Origin of the sequence: Lentibacillus sp. L22, assembly GCF_040812445.1 — a bacterium.
In the GTDB taxonomy this organism is placed as follows: Bacteria; Bacillota; Bacilli; order Bacillales; family Amphibacillaceae; genus Lentibacillus_C; species Lentibacillus_C daqui.
Window position 1 is genome coordinate 56443 of record NZ_JBFNXI010000009.1, and the last position, 15084, is coordinate 71526.

The window sequence follows — 15084 nt, forward strand, 5'->3', positions numbered from 1 at the left end:
TTTATATCAGTGCTTTTCGTAATGAAGCAGAAACCCCTTTTGGACTATAAGCTCTTACTGTTGTACCTGGACGGTTAATCGTTACCCAGCCAAGTCCGGGAAAGACAATATCGGTTTTTTCTTCTGTCAGGCGAAACGTTGCTTCCGTGAATGCTGGCAACTGTGACAATGTCTCCTGATCAGGAGGAGATAATAATTTCCCTTTATGATTGCGATATAATTCATCAGCATTGGCTGTTTTGGTTCGATGGATTGGCAGTGCATTAGCAAAATAGCAAACAAAGGACTGCTTTTCACCCTTCACAAAATCCAAGCGTGCCAATCCGCCAAAGAATAAGGTTTGTTCACTATTCAACTGATAGACACGCGGTTTAATTTCTTTGTTTGGTGTAATTAGCTTCAAGTCGTGATCAGACACATAATGGACCATTTGTTGTTTATTAACAATACCAGGTGTATCAATCAGGGCCGTTGTTTCGTCCAAAGGGATTTCAATAAAACCCAGTGTTGTCCCAGGGAAATAAGAAGTCGTAATCACATTATTCTCCCCGGTTGACCGTTTGATGAGCCGATTAATGAACGTGGATTTGCCCACATTTGTCGTCCCCACCACATATACATCCTTTTGGGCGCGATAATCATCGATTGCTTCCGCTAATTCATCGATCCCATGTCCTTTAGCCGACGAAATAAGAAATACATCCTTTACATCAATCCCCATTGATTTTGCTGATGAACGAAGCCATTGCTTGAGCTTTCGTTGATTAGTTGACTTGGGTAACAAATCCAGCTTGTTTCCCACCAGTATGATTGGATTATGGCCAACTAGACGCGGAAGGCTTTTAATCAGGCTTCCACTAACATCAAAAATATCTACAAGATGAACAACAAGACCGCTTGCCTCGCCAATTTGACTTATCAGATCCAAAAATTCTTCATCACTTATCGCTACCGACTGTACCTGATTATAATGCTTTAACCGGAAACATCGCTGGCATAAAATGGGATCCCGATCCAGAGATGATTTTGGGGCATAGCCAAGTTCTGTTTGGTTTTCAGTTTGAATCATAATCCCGCAGCCTTGACAATACAATTTTTCCAATTTTATTCCTCCCAAGTTACCATTCCTTTTTTCCGCATGTAACGTAATATCCGGCGTTCGAATTTCCGGTTGATCCGGGTTAGTTTACCATCCGAATGGACAATTGGGACAACCAGTATGGTATGAAATCCGCACAAATTACCACCCAATACATCTGTGAGCAACTGATCGCCGACAACGACAATCTCATTTTTATTCAACTTCATTGTTTTGGCGGCTGATTTAAACGCCCGGCCAAGAGGTTTTTTGGCCCTAAATAAGAATGGGATGTCAAGTGGTTGAGAAAAAATCTTTACCCGTTCCTCATTATTATTGGAAATAATCGTTACTTTGATATTGTTTTCTTTCATCAATTGAAACCATTGAATAATCTCAGGTGTTGCATCCTTCACATTCCAAGCAACAAGTGTATTATCCAGATCGGTAATGATACCTTTTATTCCTTGTTGTTTTAAAACATCAGGATGAATGTCAAATACACTCTTTACATGTTGATTCGGCAAAAACTTCTTCAGCAACTTTCACACCTCATTACAAATTTCCCTGCTTTTTAGCTAAATGATATAAAAACAGCCAAACGAAAAGCATTAAGACTGTTTGAATTTCCTTTGCAGTGTAATATTATACCTTAATCCTATAATAACTTTCCACAATATGAAAGAGGTAACTTTAAGAGGATGTTCAAAAATCCAAATGAAATGCAGTATTCCTTTGTCTGCTTATGTCAATTTTTAAAAAATATGCATGATTTCACCCGCTTCCCCACAAAAACCGTTCGACAATTTCTTTCATTTTTTGCATTGTGGATAACATTACTAACAGTATCCACATGTACAGAATAGTAGTTCAACCCTATTTTCTTTTATTTATACACAAGTTATCTACAGGTCATTGTAGATAACTACCATCTTGTTCAGCCTTATTTTTCGTGATAAATTATTAATAGATTACATGAGAATCCTATTATTTGACCAGGAGGGCATATTGATGGAACATTTGTCAGATGAATTATTGTTGGAATCTTACCAAAAAGCAAATGAATTAAATCTAAGCCCTGATTTTATCCGCTTAATTGAACAGGAAATTCAAAGAAGGTCTTTACTAACTAAAAAAGAATGTTCCAGTTAAATCGATGACGTCATGCATTGAACAATATGCCGCTTTTTGCAAAAACGTGTCAATTGTATGATGAACTGAAGTGTACCACGTTCGTCCGACTATCTCAACAGCCGGATTGGTCATATGGCTTTGTAATGTCATACTGCTAATTTTTATCATACAGCTCATAACTGGATTTTCGGGAATAAAAATTTTTCAAATAAGGACAGACACAAATGGATGCAACGCCTCATAAGAATGTTATATAGGCAAAAGCCCAGCCAACATTTCAGGAGGTGCATGCATTTGTCTGGAATTTTAAGTGTGCTTGCTTTATTGGTTAAAGAAGCACTGTTTTTTGTATCTTATGTGAAAAATCATGCCTTTCCGCAACCTCTCCCGCCCGAAGAGGAAGCAAAGTATATCAAGTTGATGCAAGATGGTGATGCTGACGCCAGAAATAAGCTTATAGAACATAATTTGCGTTTGGTCGCCCATATCGTTAAAAAGTTTGAAAACACTGGTGAAGATATGGAAGATCTGATTTCAATCGGCACAATTGGATTGATTAAGGGAATTGAAAGTTTCTCAGTCAAAAAAGGAACGAAGCTTGCAACTTATGCTGCTCGGTGCATTGAAAATGAAATACTGATGCATTTGCGTGCGCTGAAAAAGGTGAAGAAAGACGTTTCCCTCCATGATCCAATTGGGCAGGACAAAGAAGGAAATGAAATAAGCTTAATTGACATTTTAGAAGCTGAAAATACCGATGTGATCGAGTATATTCAATTAAACATGGAAATTGACAAGCTGAAAGATTATCTTACTATCCTCACTAACAGGGAAAAAGAAGTCATTGTGTACCGATATGGTTTGAATGATTATAAAGAGTTAACCCAGAGAGAAATAGCGAAAAAACTAAACATATCCAGAAGTTATGTATCACGAATTGAAAAACGGGCATTAATGAAGGTTTTTCATGAATACTTCCGTAAAGAACGGCGCGATCAATAATCCTCCCTTTCTTTCCCTCTAATTTTGACAGTCCATAGATAAACAAAAACCCGCAAAAAACTTGTAGCAACTGTTTTTTGCGGTTGTTATTCTATACGAGTATCTTCATTTCATGGAGTCTGTCGCTAACTGTATCCCTATTGCTCCGCGAACAACGATCCGTGCTGCGAACCTGTCAAGCTGTTTGTTTTTTTCTTTTTGTCTCGAATGGAAATAATCACAATCAGAAAATAAATGATCGCTGGCGGGATAACCCACCACGTTCTTACAATCATGCTTCTTGCCTTTTCTTTTCCAGACATAGATACGTCGATTTCGCTTTTGCCTGATGTAATAACTATCCCTTCCGTTTCTGCCTTATTTTGTGTCTGCTTTAAATCGAACCAAGGGTAGTTTTCCCGCTGCTCCAACTCTTCAATGATTGTTTTCAGTTTGTCCAGGCCCAAATAAGGATGGTAGAACAGCCCTAATTGGCTATCGGAAAAGCGAGAATAATAAGCTTCATTATCCAATATATCCTTGATCGCATCCTTATTACCCGGATCTACGTAGCCTAACGTTTCCGGAACCAATTTCATTCCGTGTAAAAAGGATGCCCGGCTGGTAAAGACAGTAGTAAATGTAATCTCATTCGTTTTGTTAGAAATTTGTGCCTCACCGACATAAGTAGAAAAATAGTTAGCTACTCCCCTGTATCCTTCCAGTGACATCGCATAGTGAGATGGTTCAAAAGCAAGCGGATACAGCTTTTGCTCGTTTAGTTCTCTGATGCCCTTATCAAGTGTCCCGGAAATATACTTCTGTTCAAACGCCTCTCCTTTTTTAATAAATTCCTGAAAAGCCTTCTCGCTGCCAAAGTCATTGCGCAACAGTGCTTTTTCATTCTTTTTTTGATAGATCGGCCGGTCGTTTTTTTCATCCCAATATTCATAGCCTTCGCCAGTTTCTGTATTACGATACTGGTGCTTATAGCCGTGAAGGATAATACTGGCGCCATGACTCTGCATGTTCTGGAGAATTTTGACCAATTTCGGCTCATCGGATAAATGGATTTCTTCCCCCGTTCTGGGATTTGTGTAAACAGGAATCAGAGTGATCATATAGGGAATGCCCTTCTGCTCCAGATAGTCCCCGATTTCTTTTAGTTTCTCCCTGTCGCTTTTGGGATGGACATCTTCCAGGCGAATGTAGCGCTGCGGCCCTCTTTTTTTTGCACCAAAAAAATCAAACATAGCTTCACCGGCAAAGTTTCCTATCATTTCAGTGACTCCGTCGGTTGCAATAACCATATCATCATCGTGCCGAAAGATAAGAGGAAAACGGGTGTTGCCGCTTTTTCCATCATACAGTACATCCGTGTTACTGTCGGTTTCATATCTTATAGCGGTTTGCGCAGAATCCAGTTCCAATTCGTCTTGATCATCAATAATATGGGTGGCTGTTCCCACGCCTTGAAAAGAGAGAAAGGAGCCAAACTTGAACATCTCGCTGTACCTCCCAATATGGAAAATCCCTCCTTTAAATCCATCAAGCTTTGCAATGGTTGCCCCCGATGGTTTCTTCTCGTTCGTATGGATATAGACCAAGTGCGAGTAATCATTAAGTTCTGCTTCATCCAGTTTATCTGCGCGCAATGTCGTAATGTCCTGCGTGAAATGCCCCACCAGCAAGTCAGTCATATAGACCTGCTCATCATGTTCATTATCTTTCAGATCGTAAACGATTAATACTTTTGTTTTATCCGCAGCCAAGCCAGTAGAGGGCAGTGTCAGCCAACAAAGCAATACAATGAGCAAACAAAAACCTATAAGCTGTTTCGTCATTGCATCCCCTCCGTTTCGTATTTCATTTGCTGGTAATGGATAAAATCAAAAAAATGTGTTTCCTTCAGTTTATGCTCCTTTGCCAATTCACTGGCATGATCGGCTACTTCAATGGCGAGCTGATCTTCGTGCATCTGCAGGAAATAACGGTACAAGTAATAGTAAACGGCCAGCGATTCATAGGACACTGTAGGCTCCAAGGTGCTCCGATCATACCTTCCGTACAAAATACCTTGATCCCATTGTGCTTTCAACCATTGATTAAATCGATCAGAAGTATAGCCAGCATGGTTTCGATTAATAGCGATTAATAATTGATCCACCATATGTATCTCTTTCTGCTTCTTGTATTGCTTCTCCCGTAATTGATAACTTTCCGGGAAGAATGTCTCCTCCGTATTTACCCCACCCAGGATATGTACTGTCTTTTGCGTACCAGGAAGCATTATAGCAAATTCGTTTGTGATATAACTTAGTGTGATCTGTGGAGCGATATCCTTGTTTTGCCAATTGTAATAATCAGCATACACATCACCTTGCCTTAAAGCCTTTAAAGTCGTAGTCAGACTGTTGGCAAGGGTAGTGTAGGCAGGCTTGTTAAACTGTTTCCCACCAACCCTTAATGCATGGATGATACGGGTATCATCAATTAGTGCATTGGCCGAAACATCCTCCTTCAGTTCCCATCGAATAAGAAATGACCCGCGTTTTTTCCGCAAAAATTGCTCGGTCAATACGTGAAATTGCTCGTCGAAGCCTTCCTCGTCATTAGTCTGAAGCAAATACTCCATGTACAAACCGATGCTTTCAGAAAGACAAGGACTGTCCATATCATCCGGATATGCATGAATACACCTGTAGTATCTGTATAGTGTTTCTCTACGATTTGCTTCACGGAATCCATCTTATTAAACATAGTGAAGAATATCCCCCCTATGGTTGCTGCGAATAATAGCAAAGCAAGAACAGGCCTATTTCTCATTCGTTTGTCCCTTTTGCTTAAACCGCTTCGTCTTATCCCACTCAATGGTCGTTCCTTTCAACCTGCTCCAGACGTACTGTGTCAGACTTCTGAGTAACAGCAGAATAAACAGTTGCGCATACGTAAAATACATGATAAATACAAAAACAATATTTGCAAGAGACACATTGCGGTCGACAGCGATTGCAGCCAGGAAATGCGACGTATAAATGATGTAACTCATTGACCATAGCAATATGATGGGCACCTGAATGTTGGGCATCTCGTACCCCGACAAACCGATAACAAACATCACATCGGAAACTAACAGCAACAGAACAAACAACAAATAGGTCATGAGATGCTGTATCGACAGGAAAAATGTTTTGCCTTTCCAATGACTGAAATCGTGAAGTGACTTTTCCAACAAATAAATATTACCTGTCAGCCATCTGGTGCGCTGCTTAATAAAGGTTCGAAGCTTTTCCGGTTCCTGCTCAAACGTCCGGGAATTTGCCACAACAGGCAGGAGATAGCCGGCCGCAGTGATCCGGACCGTCAATTCCGCATCCTCCGCCAGCGCATGGACATCATATCCCCCCCAATTCCTTCAACACCGCCCGCTTTAAAAGCATATTCGTTCCTGCGAGCGAGCCCAGTTTAAACAGAGCCCATCTGCCGGATTGCATCAATAACTGAAAGACCTGAAACTCCAGCCCGATCATCCTGGTAAGTACATTGGTGAACATATTCTTCGTTTTTACGTAACCGACCGCACCGGCAGCCTTTCCCGTGGTTTCTGCTGCTTCGACCAATCGAACAAGCGCATCCGGTTCAGGCTGGTTATCAGCGTCATAGACAGCAAAATAATACGAATCCGAGATGTGTAATCCATAGTTCAGAACGCGTGATTTTCCCTTTGGTTTGCCATCCGGCACAGGAATATAATGAATATGAGAAAACACTGAGGAAAACTCCTGCACAATTTCCGCTGTATTGTCGGTTGACTGATCATCGAGCAAATAAATTTCCAGCTTCCCGGGATAGCGCAACTCGCTCATGGCTCGCAACGTATCTGTGATAACAACTCCTTCATTATGTGCCGGGATCAACACGGCCACACTGGGGTAATGTTCCAACTGCATCGTTTGTTGTTTACTACTCCGGTGTTTCACCCCCGCAGTTGTCAACAGAGAATAAAACAAGGTCATCCCCCAAAAAAATACCGTGATGATATATAGCAACACACTCATTTACTGCACCTCCTCGACAACCCCAACAGAAATTTCTTCTTCGACCGGTGCTGCATGGACGATAATAGGCGGATCAATGAGGTTAAATTTTTTTCGCATCCTATCATATAGCATATCGATCATTTCATCGACATACCGCTGATCTGCATTTTTAAGCAGAATATAAATATGGCCATCTGTTGAGGTAACCAGGTCAAAACGCTTGCGAATGAGCGACTGAGAAATATCTTCTATGACTTGTTGAATATTCATTTCAATCTCGGGGTGCCTGTTTGCTATTTCCAGTTGCACCATCCAGGTTACCGTACGGTTTATTTTGGACGCAGTAAGCGCCCATTTAGCCTGCTCCACAAACTCTTGAACAGTAAGGATACTGGTATCTTCCTTGTATTTCTGTAATTGTGCATTTTTTTGGATGAGCTGTTCATTTTCCTCTCCCATCTTTTTGATAAAATTGAGCAGCACCCAGAACAGCAAAGTCAAGCTGGTAAACAGCAGGTGGCTCTGTATGTACATGACCTGCATTTCTGATGAAGCATGTTTATTTACAAATGCGTACAAAATTAAAAAGAAACCATAGCTTAAAATCAGGCTAAGGACATACAAAAAGATAAACCGCTCCTTAATCAAACTCATAAGCACAAAGGATATCCCCGCAATCATCAATACCTCCTGATAGAATGGCAGTTGCAAAAAATAGATTCCCCAGCTATTGAAGCAGATTAGCAAAACGAGTAGCGTCAATACAAAATTTTTGTTCATTTGAACCTACTCCTTCTTGTTATGTAATGTTTCAAAAATGTCCACAGTTATAAATACCTATTTTCATTATGTTCGTGATTAAATATGCCCGTTCGTTCTTTTACCTTTATTGATAAAAAATAACTATGACAATAACGTGTATAAGGTTCAAAGGGTTTCAAGGCATTCAAAATAAAAAGACATATGGGTATATCTAATTACATTATATTATATAAAGAATGTAGTGTCTATTATAAAGAACGAAAATCGAAGTTATTCAAGCAAATGTCTGCGGGATAAATCTCTTACCTTCCTCAAGAAATGTGGATGTGTTTTACGGGGATTTTCAAGTCCTTTTTGACAATAAAAAAGCGTGTATGATCTAAACATCATACGCGCTTACCAATTTTCCAACATCATTTTTATTTTACGGGATCTAAACATAAACCATCCCGAGCAAATTACCATGATCAGGGATAATAAAGTGAGTATGCCCCCATCAGCCGTGGGTTCCATATACGTATCCATGATCCCGCCCAGGTAAAAATAAATACCAATGATTAACAATGTAACACTAAATCGCCGATAATCTTTCAATTTTTCCTTAAGCTTTTGTCTTGAGATCATGTTATCCTCTCCTTACCTATATCGCATCATATCATAGATGAATAGGTTACGAAGACGGTAATTACTGGAACAGTTATAACTGTTCCAGTATAGCCATGACCAAATGGGCGGCATTTTTTGCAGCTTTGTCGAGGAATGCATCAAATGATATCGATGATTGTTTGCCAGCGATATCAGATAATGCCCTTGTAATGACAAATGGCGTTTCATATTGATAACAAACCTGAGCAATGGCAGCTGCCTCCATTTCTGCGGCAAGCATGTCAGGAAACTTGTCATGGACAAAACCAACACGTTCCGGGTCATCCATAAAAGAATCACCTGTCGCGATCACTCCAATTTTTGATCGTATATGCAGATTATCCATTGCTTGCTTGGCTGCTTCCATTAATTCCGTGTCAGCCGCGTACATAGCAGGCATTCCTGGTACTTGTCCATATGCATAATCAAAAGCGGTTGCATCAACATCATGATGGACAACCTGTGCCGAAATGACAGCATCGCCAACGTCCAATTCCTTGGCAAATCCACCGGCAGAGCCAGTATTAATTACGTGTGATGGAGAAAAACGTTCATGCAATATGGTTGCAGCCATCGCAGCATTCACTTTACCAATTCCGGACTTTAGGAGAACAGCATCCTTATTACCTAAGTTACCTTGTACAAATAAACAATTGGCAACAGTTATTTCCCGTTTATTCTTCATATTAGCTTTTAAAGTGGCAATTTCCTCATCCATTGCGCCGATAATTCCGATTGTCAACATTCACACGCCCTATTCGCATCCGGTTATTTTTTATCGTTTTCTTTTAATACTTCCACTTTTGTTGGCTTCCATCCTTGGTCATCAACCCATGTTAAGTGTACCCTGTAGGTCTTGGGATCATTTTTACCAGAAACTGTTGCAGTCACCTTTTGGTCTCCGGCACGCCCAAGCCACCATGCGGTCATATTTTCCGGATCCAATCCCGCTCCGACAGCAGCTGCCTCTTCCATTTCTTTGCGATCCTGGGTTCCTTCATCGTAATTGGTTGTATGTGATCCCTTTTGCTCGGTTCCGACTGGTTTCCAGTTACCTTTATAAGCCTCTGCAACATTGTTGTCATCCGATGTTTCAACTTTTTTGGTTTTTACCTCTTCTTTATCAGTATCTGTTTCATCCTTTTCTTTGTCGGTGTCTTCATCCTTTTCTTTGTCGGTATCTTCATCCTGATCATTATCAGCATGTTCCTGCTCGTCCGCTTGCTGTTCATCGTTTTCTGACGATTCATCTTCTGATAAATCCATTGAATCCTTGTTGGTAGTATCGGGATCTGAGGTGCCAGAAGCGTGTTCAGCACTCGTTTGCTTTTCATCAGTTTTATCGGCTTCATCATTACCACCGAATATGAATGTGCCAATCAAAAGTACAAATAGCACTGCTCCAACAACAAGCATGATCGATAGCCATTTGGTATTTTTGCGCCGTTTTTCAAATCGGTCAACCCGGGAATTTTTATTATTATCATCGTCCATTAACCTAACCTCCTTACTCGATTTATATCATACCATATAAAAAAAAGAATATTGTAGAGAATTAATAAAAATTCTGATGACATTTATTACGTTTTATTTACATTTTTTACTCTGAATAACAAAAGCGGGGTTTTCCCGCTTTTGTTGACACTATACATGTGTTTCGACTTTTGCTTATCCGGTTCCAGCGAAAAGATCGTTGTGTTTATTCAACTTTTGTGATTTTGACTTGCATGTCACCGCCTGGAGTTGCAACGGTTACCTCTTCACCAACTTCGTGACCAAGCAGGCTTTTAGCGATTGGTGAGTCATTGGAGATTTTTCCTTCAAACGGGTCTGCCTCGGCACTGCCGACAATTTGGTATGTTTCCTCTTCCCCGTCTGGAAGCTCAGTAAAAGTAACAGATTTCCCTAACGAAACAATATTAGGATCCTCATTATCATTTTCGATAATTACTGCATTGCGGATCATTTTTTCAACCTGGGTTATCCGGGATTCAACAAATGCCTGCTCATCTTTCGCAGCATCATATTCGGAGTTTTCAGATAGGTCGCCAAATCCTCGCGCCACTTTTATCCGTTCGACAACCTCCTGACGTCGATCGGTTTTTAGATAATGTAATTCATCTTCTAATTTCTTTTTCCCCTCTTTTGTCATGTAATAACTTTTTTCTGTAGCCATGTAAAAACACTCCTTTTTCTGCATCGCCAAATATTTAACATTTTACAAAGTTGTTATGATGATATATGGTTCATAATTGCTTGGGATTCCCTTATCAGAATAAAATAATGTACTATTTCATACTATGGCAGATTTAATTTTAATTTTCAATTCTTTTAACCATTCATTTTTCGATTTTTGGATAAAATCGTTTCTATTTTGGTAGCCATGATGTCGATGGCAACGTGATTTTGCCCGCCTTCAGGAATAATAATATCGGCATATCGTTTGGTTGGCTCCACAAATTGTAAGTGCATTGGCCTTACGCTGTTAATATATTGGTCAATCACCGAATCAAGCGATCTCCCTCTCTCCTTTATATCCCGCATGAGCCGACGCACCATCCTTAGGTCAGCGTCCGTATCCACGAATACCTTAATGTCCATTAGATCAACTAATCGTGGATCCTCCAATATTAATATCCCTTCTAAAATAATAACCTCTTTCGGTTCAACATGGATGACCTCTTGTGATCGATTATGAACTTTATAATCGTACACAGGTTTCTCAATTGCTTTTTGATGAACCAAATCCTTGACATGTTCAATCAATAAATCATTGTCAAATGCCAACGGGTGATCGTAATTTGTCTTCAACCGTTCTTCAAAGGGTAAATGGCTTTGATCTTTATAATAATAATCCTGTTCGATGACAAGAATGGTCTTATCAGAAAATCGCTGGGAAATCGAACGGGTTACAGTGGTCTTTCCACTTCCGGTTCCTCCAGCGACACCAATTACTACTGGTCTTTCCACCATGGGTCTGGCATGCTCCCTTCTTTTTTAACGCTCATTGCTACACCATCGCCGATAGGAACAATGGATGTTATATAATCAGGATTGCTTATCAGCCAATCATTGTAATTGCGTATTTTTTGGCCCAATTTCTTGAACCGTGGATGTTCTTTTTCCGGATCATCCACATACCCTTTAAATAATACATTATCAGTTATAATTAAGCCATCTTTTACAACTACAGGGGAATATAAAGAAAAAAACTGCTGATATTTTCCTTTTGCAGCGTCGATGAATAACATATCAAACGGACCTTTTACCAATACATCCGAAACAATTTCCAATGCATCCCCATGCATGATATCAATCTGTCCTTGCTTATTGTGCGCTCTCACGTTGGTTACGGCTTGCCGGTACCGTTCTTCATCCCGTTCAATCGTCACAATCATTGATTCTGGATTAGCGTCAAGCATTCGTAACGCGGAGTAGCCAATTGCTGTACCAAGTTCTAAAATCCGTGACGGTTTTTGCAGGCGAATAAGCTGCATAACAAATTGCATACTGACTGGTTCCATAATTGGAACACGATCTTTTTTTGCCTGCTCTTCCATTTTTCTCACCCAGTCTTGCTGTTTTGGCAATAAGCTGGTTAAATAGTTTCTCAAGCTTGCATCCATCTTTTTAGCCCTCATTTCATGTAAAAAAGCGGGAAATTGCCTGGTTGGACGGTGTTCAAAAAGTCCGGTAAAAATGACATGCCCCTGCAAAAGGGGTATGCCGACGCCTGAGCGCAAGCCCGTTTTTAGTCGGCCTTCCTTTGAAGCTCGTTGGCTTGCTTTTCCGCTCCTCATGTACCTTTTATGTACACTCCGGTGCTCAAAGCTACGCCGCCTGGAACTTCTCGGTCCTTTTTATCCTCCTTTTTGAACACGCACTCTTAACCTTGAACACACCATTAACGTTTACCGCATATATAACCATTATCCCTTTGTTCTAAAGATTGGTTGTCAACGGACACCGAATCCGTGAAATGATTTTACTTGATGTATTTTTCTTTAAGCTGCACATGCTCATCATGTGTCTTTGCATAATAAATATGTCCTTTATCATCATGCAGGAAATATTTATAATCGGAATCTTCCGGGTCCAGTGTAGCTGTTAGTGAGCTTTCTGAGAAATTGGAAATCGGGCCAACTGGTAATGTATCAATGTAATACGTGTTATATGGTGACTTTACCTTCAGATCCTTTAACGATACCTTATCCTTATGCTTCCCTAACGCATACAAAACTGTTGGATCGGTTTGCAGTGGCATCCCTGCATCCAGACGATTGTAGAAAACCCCGGCAATTTTTTGGCGCTGATCCTCGGAGCTCGCTTCATTTTCTACCAAAGAAGCCATTGTCAATGCTTGATGAACAGTGAGATCCTTTTTGGAAATCTCTTCTAGATGTGGTGACACGACCTTCACCGTTTTCTTTAGCATTTTTTGTACAATCGTATCGATATTTGGATCTTCATCATAAAACTGGTATGTTGCCGCGAACAAATATCCTTCCAAAGGAGTTTTGATATCACTGTCAAGGATTTCATCAGACAGGACATCAGGATATTGTTTGATTAATTGCTTAACGTACTTGGGATCGTTAACTTTTTTCAGGAAAGCTTTCTTGGAAATCGGCAGTTTCTTCGCATAGATTTCCGCGATTTGATCGATCGTCTTTCCCTCAGGAATCGTGACTGTATAAACCGCTTCTTTTTCCATCTTGCCTTTTTTCAACGAACTAATAATTTCATTTAGCGTCATGGACGGCATAAATGTATAATCGCCTGCTTGAAATTCCGATTCATTCTTAAACTTCATGTAAAAACGGAATACCCGTGCATCTTTAACAATTCCTTGGTCTTCAAGAATAGAAGCGATATCGGAAGTGGAAGAACCCATTGGAATCTGGACATTAATTTCCTTTTTGCTATCCGGATTAACCGGCTTGAGTGCAGATTTTACATACATATATCCTGATATACCGCCAACGAGAAGAATAAGTACAATCGCGATAATAATGGTTGCAACAATTTTTCGAACCGTTTTAGCTTCTTCGTTTGCCATTAGCTTGTCCTTTTCTTTTCCTCTATTTGTCTTCTTGAACATGAAGGATCCCCCTTTTTCCCATCCGGTATATTATACTAAAAAAAGAATGAATATGCCACGATTCGCTAAAATTCGCCTTTATCAGCGCGAATCCCTGCTTTTTATGGGGGGTTTTTATAAATAAAGCTGATGCCATGTTTTGACACCAGCACTTTTTCATTACTGCTCATCTTCCTCGTCTGCCAATGTATTCAGCATTTCTTCAACCATATCCCATTCTTCATCCGAATCAATCGGGAATAATTGTAGATCATTATCATCACTGTCCTTCTCTTCGTAGCGGAACGCATAAACTTCTACTTCATCATCGTCTTTTTGCTCGGCTGGTACAACAGCAATGTATGACTGATTCGTTTGATCAACATCAAAGGTAAACAATACCTCAAAAAGATGCTCTTCACCATTTTCATCTGGAATAATAATTCGTTCTTTTTCTTCTAATGCCATGTCCACACTCCTTATAGTGGGTGTTCAAAAAGTCCGGTAAAAAACGTACTGAATTTCGACGCATGGGATGTGCTAGTGTCAGCATTGCAACAGGACGCCTGAAGACCTTCACCGACCTTGATTCTTTTTATCTTCTTTTTGAACACATCGTTATTTGTTTTGATCTAGATACCCTTGCAAAATCATCACTGCAGCCATTTTGTCAATGACCTTCTTTCGTTTCTTGCGACTGACGTCCGCCTCAAGTAACACGCGCTCAGCGGCGATGGTTGTTAACCGCTCATCCCAGAGAACGGCTGGTATATGATGCACTGACTCAACATGCCGGGCGTACAATTCTGAAGCTTTCCCGCGTTCTCCAATTGTGCCATTCATGTTTTTCGGCAAGCCGATAACCGCTTTATCCACCTCATGTTCCCTGACAATTTGGGCTAACTCATCATCGGCTGAACCAATGTCCTGTTCGTCCCAGTGAATCGTTGTCAGCCCTTGAGCTGTCCAGCCTAATGCATCACTTACAGCCACACCAATCGTTTTCGATCCAACATCCAAGCCCATTGTCTTCATTAATTACGCCTCTTGTTGATGTTCCAAATAGAATTTTACCAGTTCTTCAATGACCTCATCCCGTTCGACTTTCCGGATCAAATTTCGCGCATCATTATACCTGGGAATGTACGCGGGGTCACCTGACAATAAATAGCCTACAATTTGATTGATTGGATTATATCCTTTTTCTTTTAGTGCGCCATGAACAGTCAGTAAAATTTCCTTAATATCCTGATCAAATGGTTCCTCGGAAAAATTAAATTTCATCGTCTTATCAATCGAGCTCATCGTGACACCTCGTTCCATAATTTGCTTTCTGTTATTATTCTAACATGTTTGGATCTAAT

General features: G+C 40.3%; 19 protein-coding genes. 2 read left to right on the forward strand and 17 right to left on the reverse strand.

Translation table 11 applies throughout. The features are described from left to right. Position 1 precedes the first annotated feature (1 nt). On the reverse strand, positions 2-1102 hold the full coding sequence (gene yqeH / locus ABRT01_RS06575) for a ribosome biogenesis GTPase YqeH (RefSeq protein WP_367746626.1): 1101 nt from the start codon (positions 1100-1102) through the stop codon (positions 2-4). Between the two features lie 2 nt (positions 1103-1104). Continuing rightward, a complete protein-coding gene (locus ABRT01_RS06580) occupies positions 1105-1620 on the reverse strand; it encodes a YqeG family HAD IIIA-type phosphatase (protein WP_367746628.1) in 516 nt (171 codons plus the stop codon). A gap of 469 nt (positions 1621-2089) precedes the next feature. Here ABRT01_RS06580 and sda point away from each other — a divergent pair, with 469 nt between their 5' ends. Then, a complete protein-coding gene (sda, locus tag ABRT01_RS06585; RefSeq protein ID WP_269412134.1) occupies positions 2090-2230 on the forward strand; it encodes a sporulation histidine kinase inhibitor Sda in 141 nt (46 codons plus the stop codon). 276 nt (positions 2231-2506) lie between these two features. Further along, a complete protein-coding gene (gene sigK / locus ABRT01_RS06590; protein WP_269412133.1) occupies positions 2507-3214 on the forward strand; it encodes an RNA polymerase sporulation sigma factor SigK in 708 nt (235 codons plus the stop codon). Positions 3215-3351: 137 nt separating this feature from the next. Here the strand turns inward: sigK and ABRT01_RS06595 are convergent, their stop codons facing one another. The 15 genes from ABRT01_RS06595 to ABRT01_RS06665 all read right to left on the reverse strand — a co-directional run bounded on the left by ABRT01_RS06595 (position 3352) and on the right by ABRT01_RS06665 (position 15025). After that, entirely contained in the window at positions 3352-5037 is a 1686-nt protein-coding gene (locus tag ABRT01_RS06595; protein ID WP_367746629.1) for a DUF2334 domain-containing protein, read from the reverse strand. Continuing rightward, positions 5034-5819: a hypothetical protein gene (locus tag ABRT01_RS06600; protein ID WP_367746630.1), complete on the reverse strand. Its 786-nt coding sequence runs from the start codon at positions 5817-5819 to the stop codon at positions 5034-5036. Before ABRT01_RS06600 ends, ABRT01_RS06595 begins: the two co-directional genes overlap by 4 nt. 189 nt (positions 5820-6008) lie before the next feature. Beyond that, positions 6009-6560: a glycosyltransferase family 2 protein gene (locus ABRT01_RS06605; RefSeq protein WP_367746631.1), complete on the reverse strand. Its 552-nt coding sequence runs from the start codon at positions 6558-6560 to the stop codon at positions 6009-6011. Between the two features lie 28 nt (positions 6561-6588). Then, the gene (locus ABRT01_RS06610) at positions 6589-7251 is read right to left on the reverse strand and encodes a glycosyltransferase family 2 protein (RefSeq protein WP_367746632.1); all 663 of its coding nucleotides are present in this window, start codon (positions 7249-7251) and stop codon (positions 6589-6591) included. Beyond that, a complete protein-coding gene (locus ABRT01_RS06615; RefSeq protein ID WP_367746633.1) occupies positions 7252-8013 on the reverse strand; it encodes a hypothetical protein in 762 nt (253 codons plus the stop codon). Positions 8014-8391: 378 nt separating this feature from the next. After that, positions 8392-8619, reverse strand: a complete 228-nt coding sequence (locus ABRT01_RS06620; RefSeq protein ID WP_367746635.1) for a YrhC family protein — start codon at positions 8617-8619, stop codon at positions 8392-8394. A 73-nt stretch (positions 8620-8692) separates the two neighbouring features. After that, complete coding sequence (gene mtnN / locus ABRT01_RS06625) at positions 8693-9382, reverse strand: 5'-methylthioadenosine/S-adenosylhomocysteine nucleosidase (protein WP_367746636.1); 690 nt, start codon at positions 9380-9382, stop codon at positions 8693-8695. Between the two features lie 26 nt (positions 9383-9408). Next, complete coding sequence (locus ABRT01_RS06630; RefSeq protein WP_367746637.1) at positions 9409-10134, reverse strand: YrrS family protein; 726 nt, start codon at positions 10132-10134, stop codon at positions 9409-9411. Positions 10135-10339: 205 nt separating this feature from the next. Further along, positions 10340-10816, reverse strand: a complete 477-nt coding sequence (gene greA, locus ABRT01_RS06635; RefSeq protein ID WP_367746638.1) for a transcription elongation factor GreA — start codon at positions 10814-10816, stop codon at positions 10340-10342. A gap of 155 nt (positions 10817-10971) precedes the next feature. After that, positions 10972-11613, reverse strand: coding sequence for a uridine kinase (gene udk / locus ABRT01_RS06640; protein ID WP_269412125.1), 642 nt, complete (start codon positions 11611-11613; stop codon positions 10972-10974). Continuing rightward, a complete protein-coding gene (locus tag ABRT01_RS06645) occupies positions 11595-12266 on the reverse strand; it encodes an O-methyltransferase (RefSeq protein WP_367746640.1) in 672 nt (223 codons plus the stop codon). Before ABRT01_RS06645 ends, udk begins: the two co-directional genes overlap by 19 nt. 359 nt (positions 12267-12625) lie before the next feature. Continuing rightward, complete coding sequence (gene mltG / locus ABRT01_RS06650) at positions 12626-13741, reverse strand: endolytic transglycosylase MltG (protein ID WP_269412123.1); 1116 nt, start codon at positions 13739-13741, stop codon at positions 12626-12628. A 159-nt stretch (positions 13742-13900) separates the two neighbouring features. Then, positions 13901-14188 (reverse strand): DUF1292 domain-containing protein, encoded by a 288-nt coding sequence (locus ABRT01_RS06655; RefSeq protein WP_269412122.1) that lies wholly within the window; start codon positions 14186-14188, stop codon positions 13901-13903. A gap of 150 nt (positions 14189-14338) precedes the next feature. Further along, the gene (gene ruvX / locus ABRT01_RS06660; RefSeq protein ID WP_269412121.1) at positions 14339-14755 is read right to left on the reverse strand and encodes a Holliday junction resolvase RuvX; all 417 of its coding nucleotides are present in this window, start codon (positions 14753-14755) and stop codon (positions 14339-14341) included. Positions 14756-14758: 3 nt separating this feature from the next. Further along, the gene (locus ABRT01_RS06665; protein ID WP_269412120.1) at positions 14759-15025 is read right to left on the reverse strand and encodes an IreB family regulatory phosphoprotein; all 267 of its coding nucleotides are present in this window, start codon (positions 15023-15025) and stop codon (positions 14759-14761) included. Positions 15026-15084: the final 59 nt, after the last annotated feature.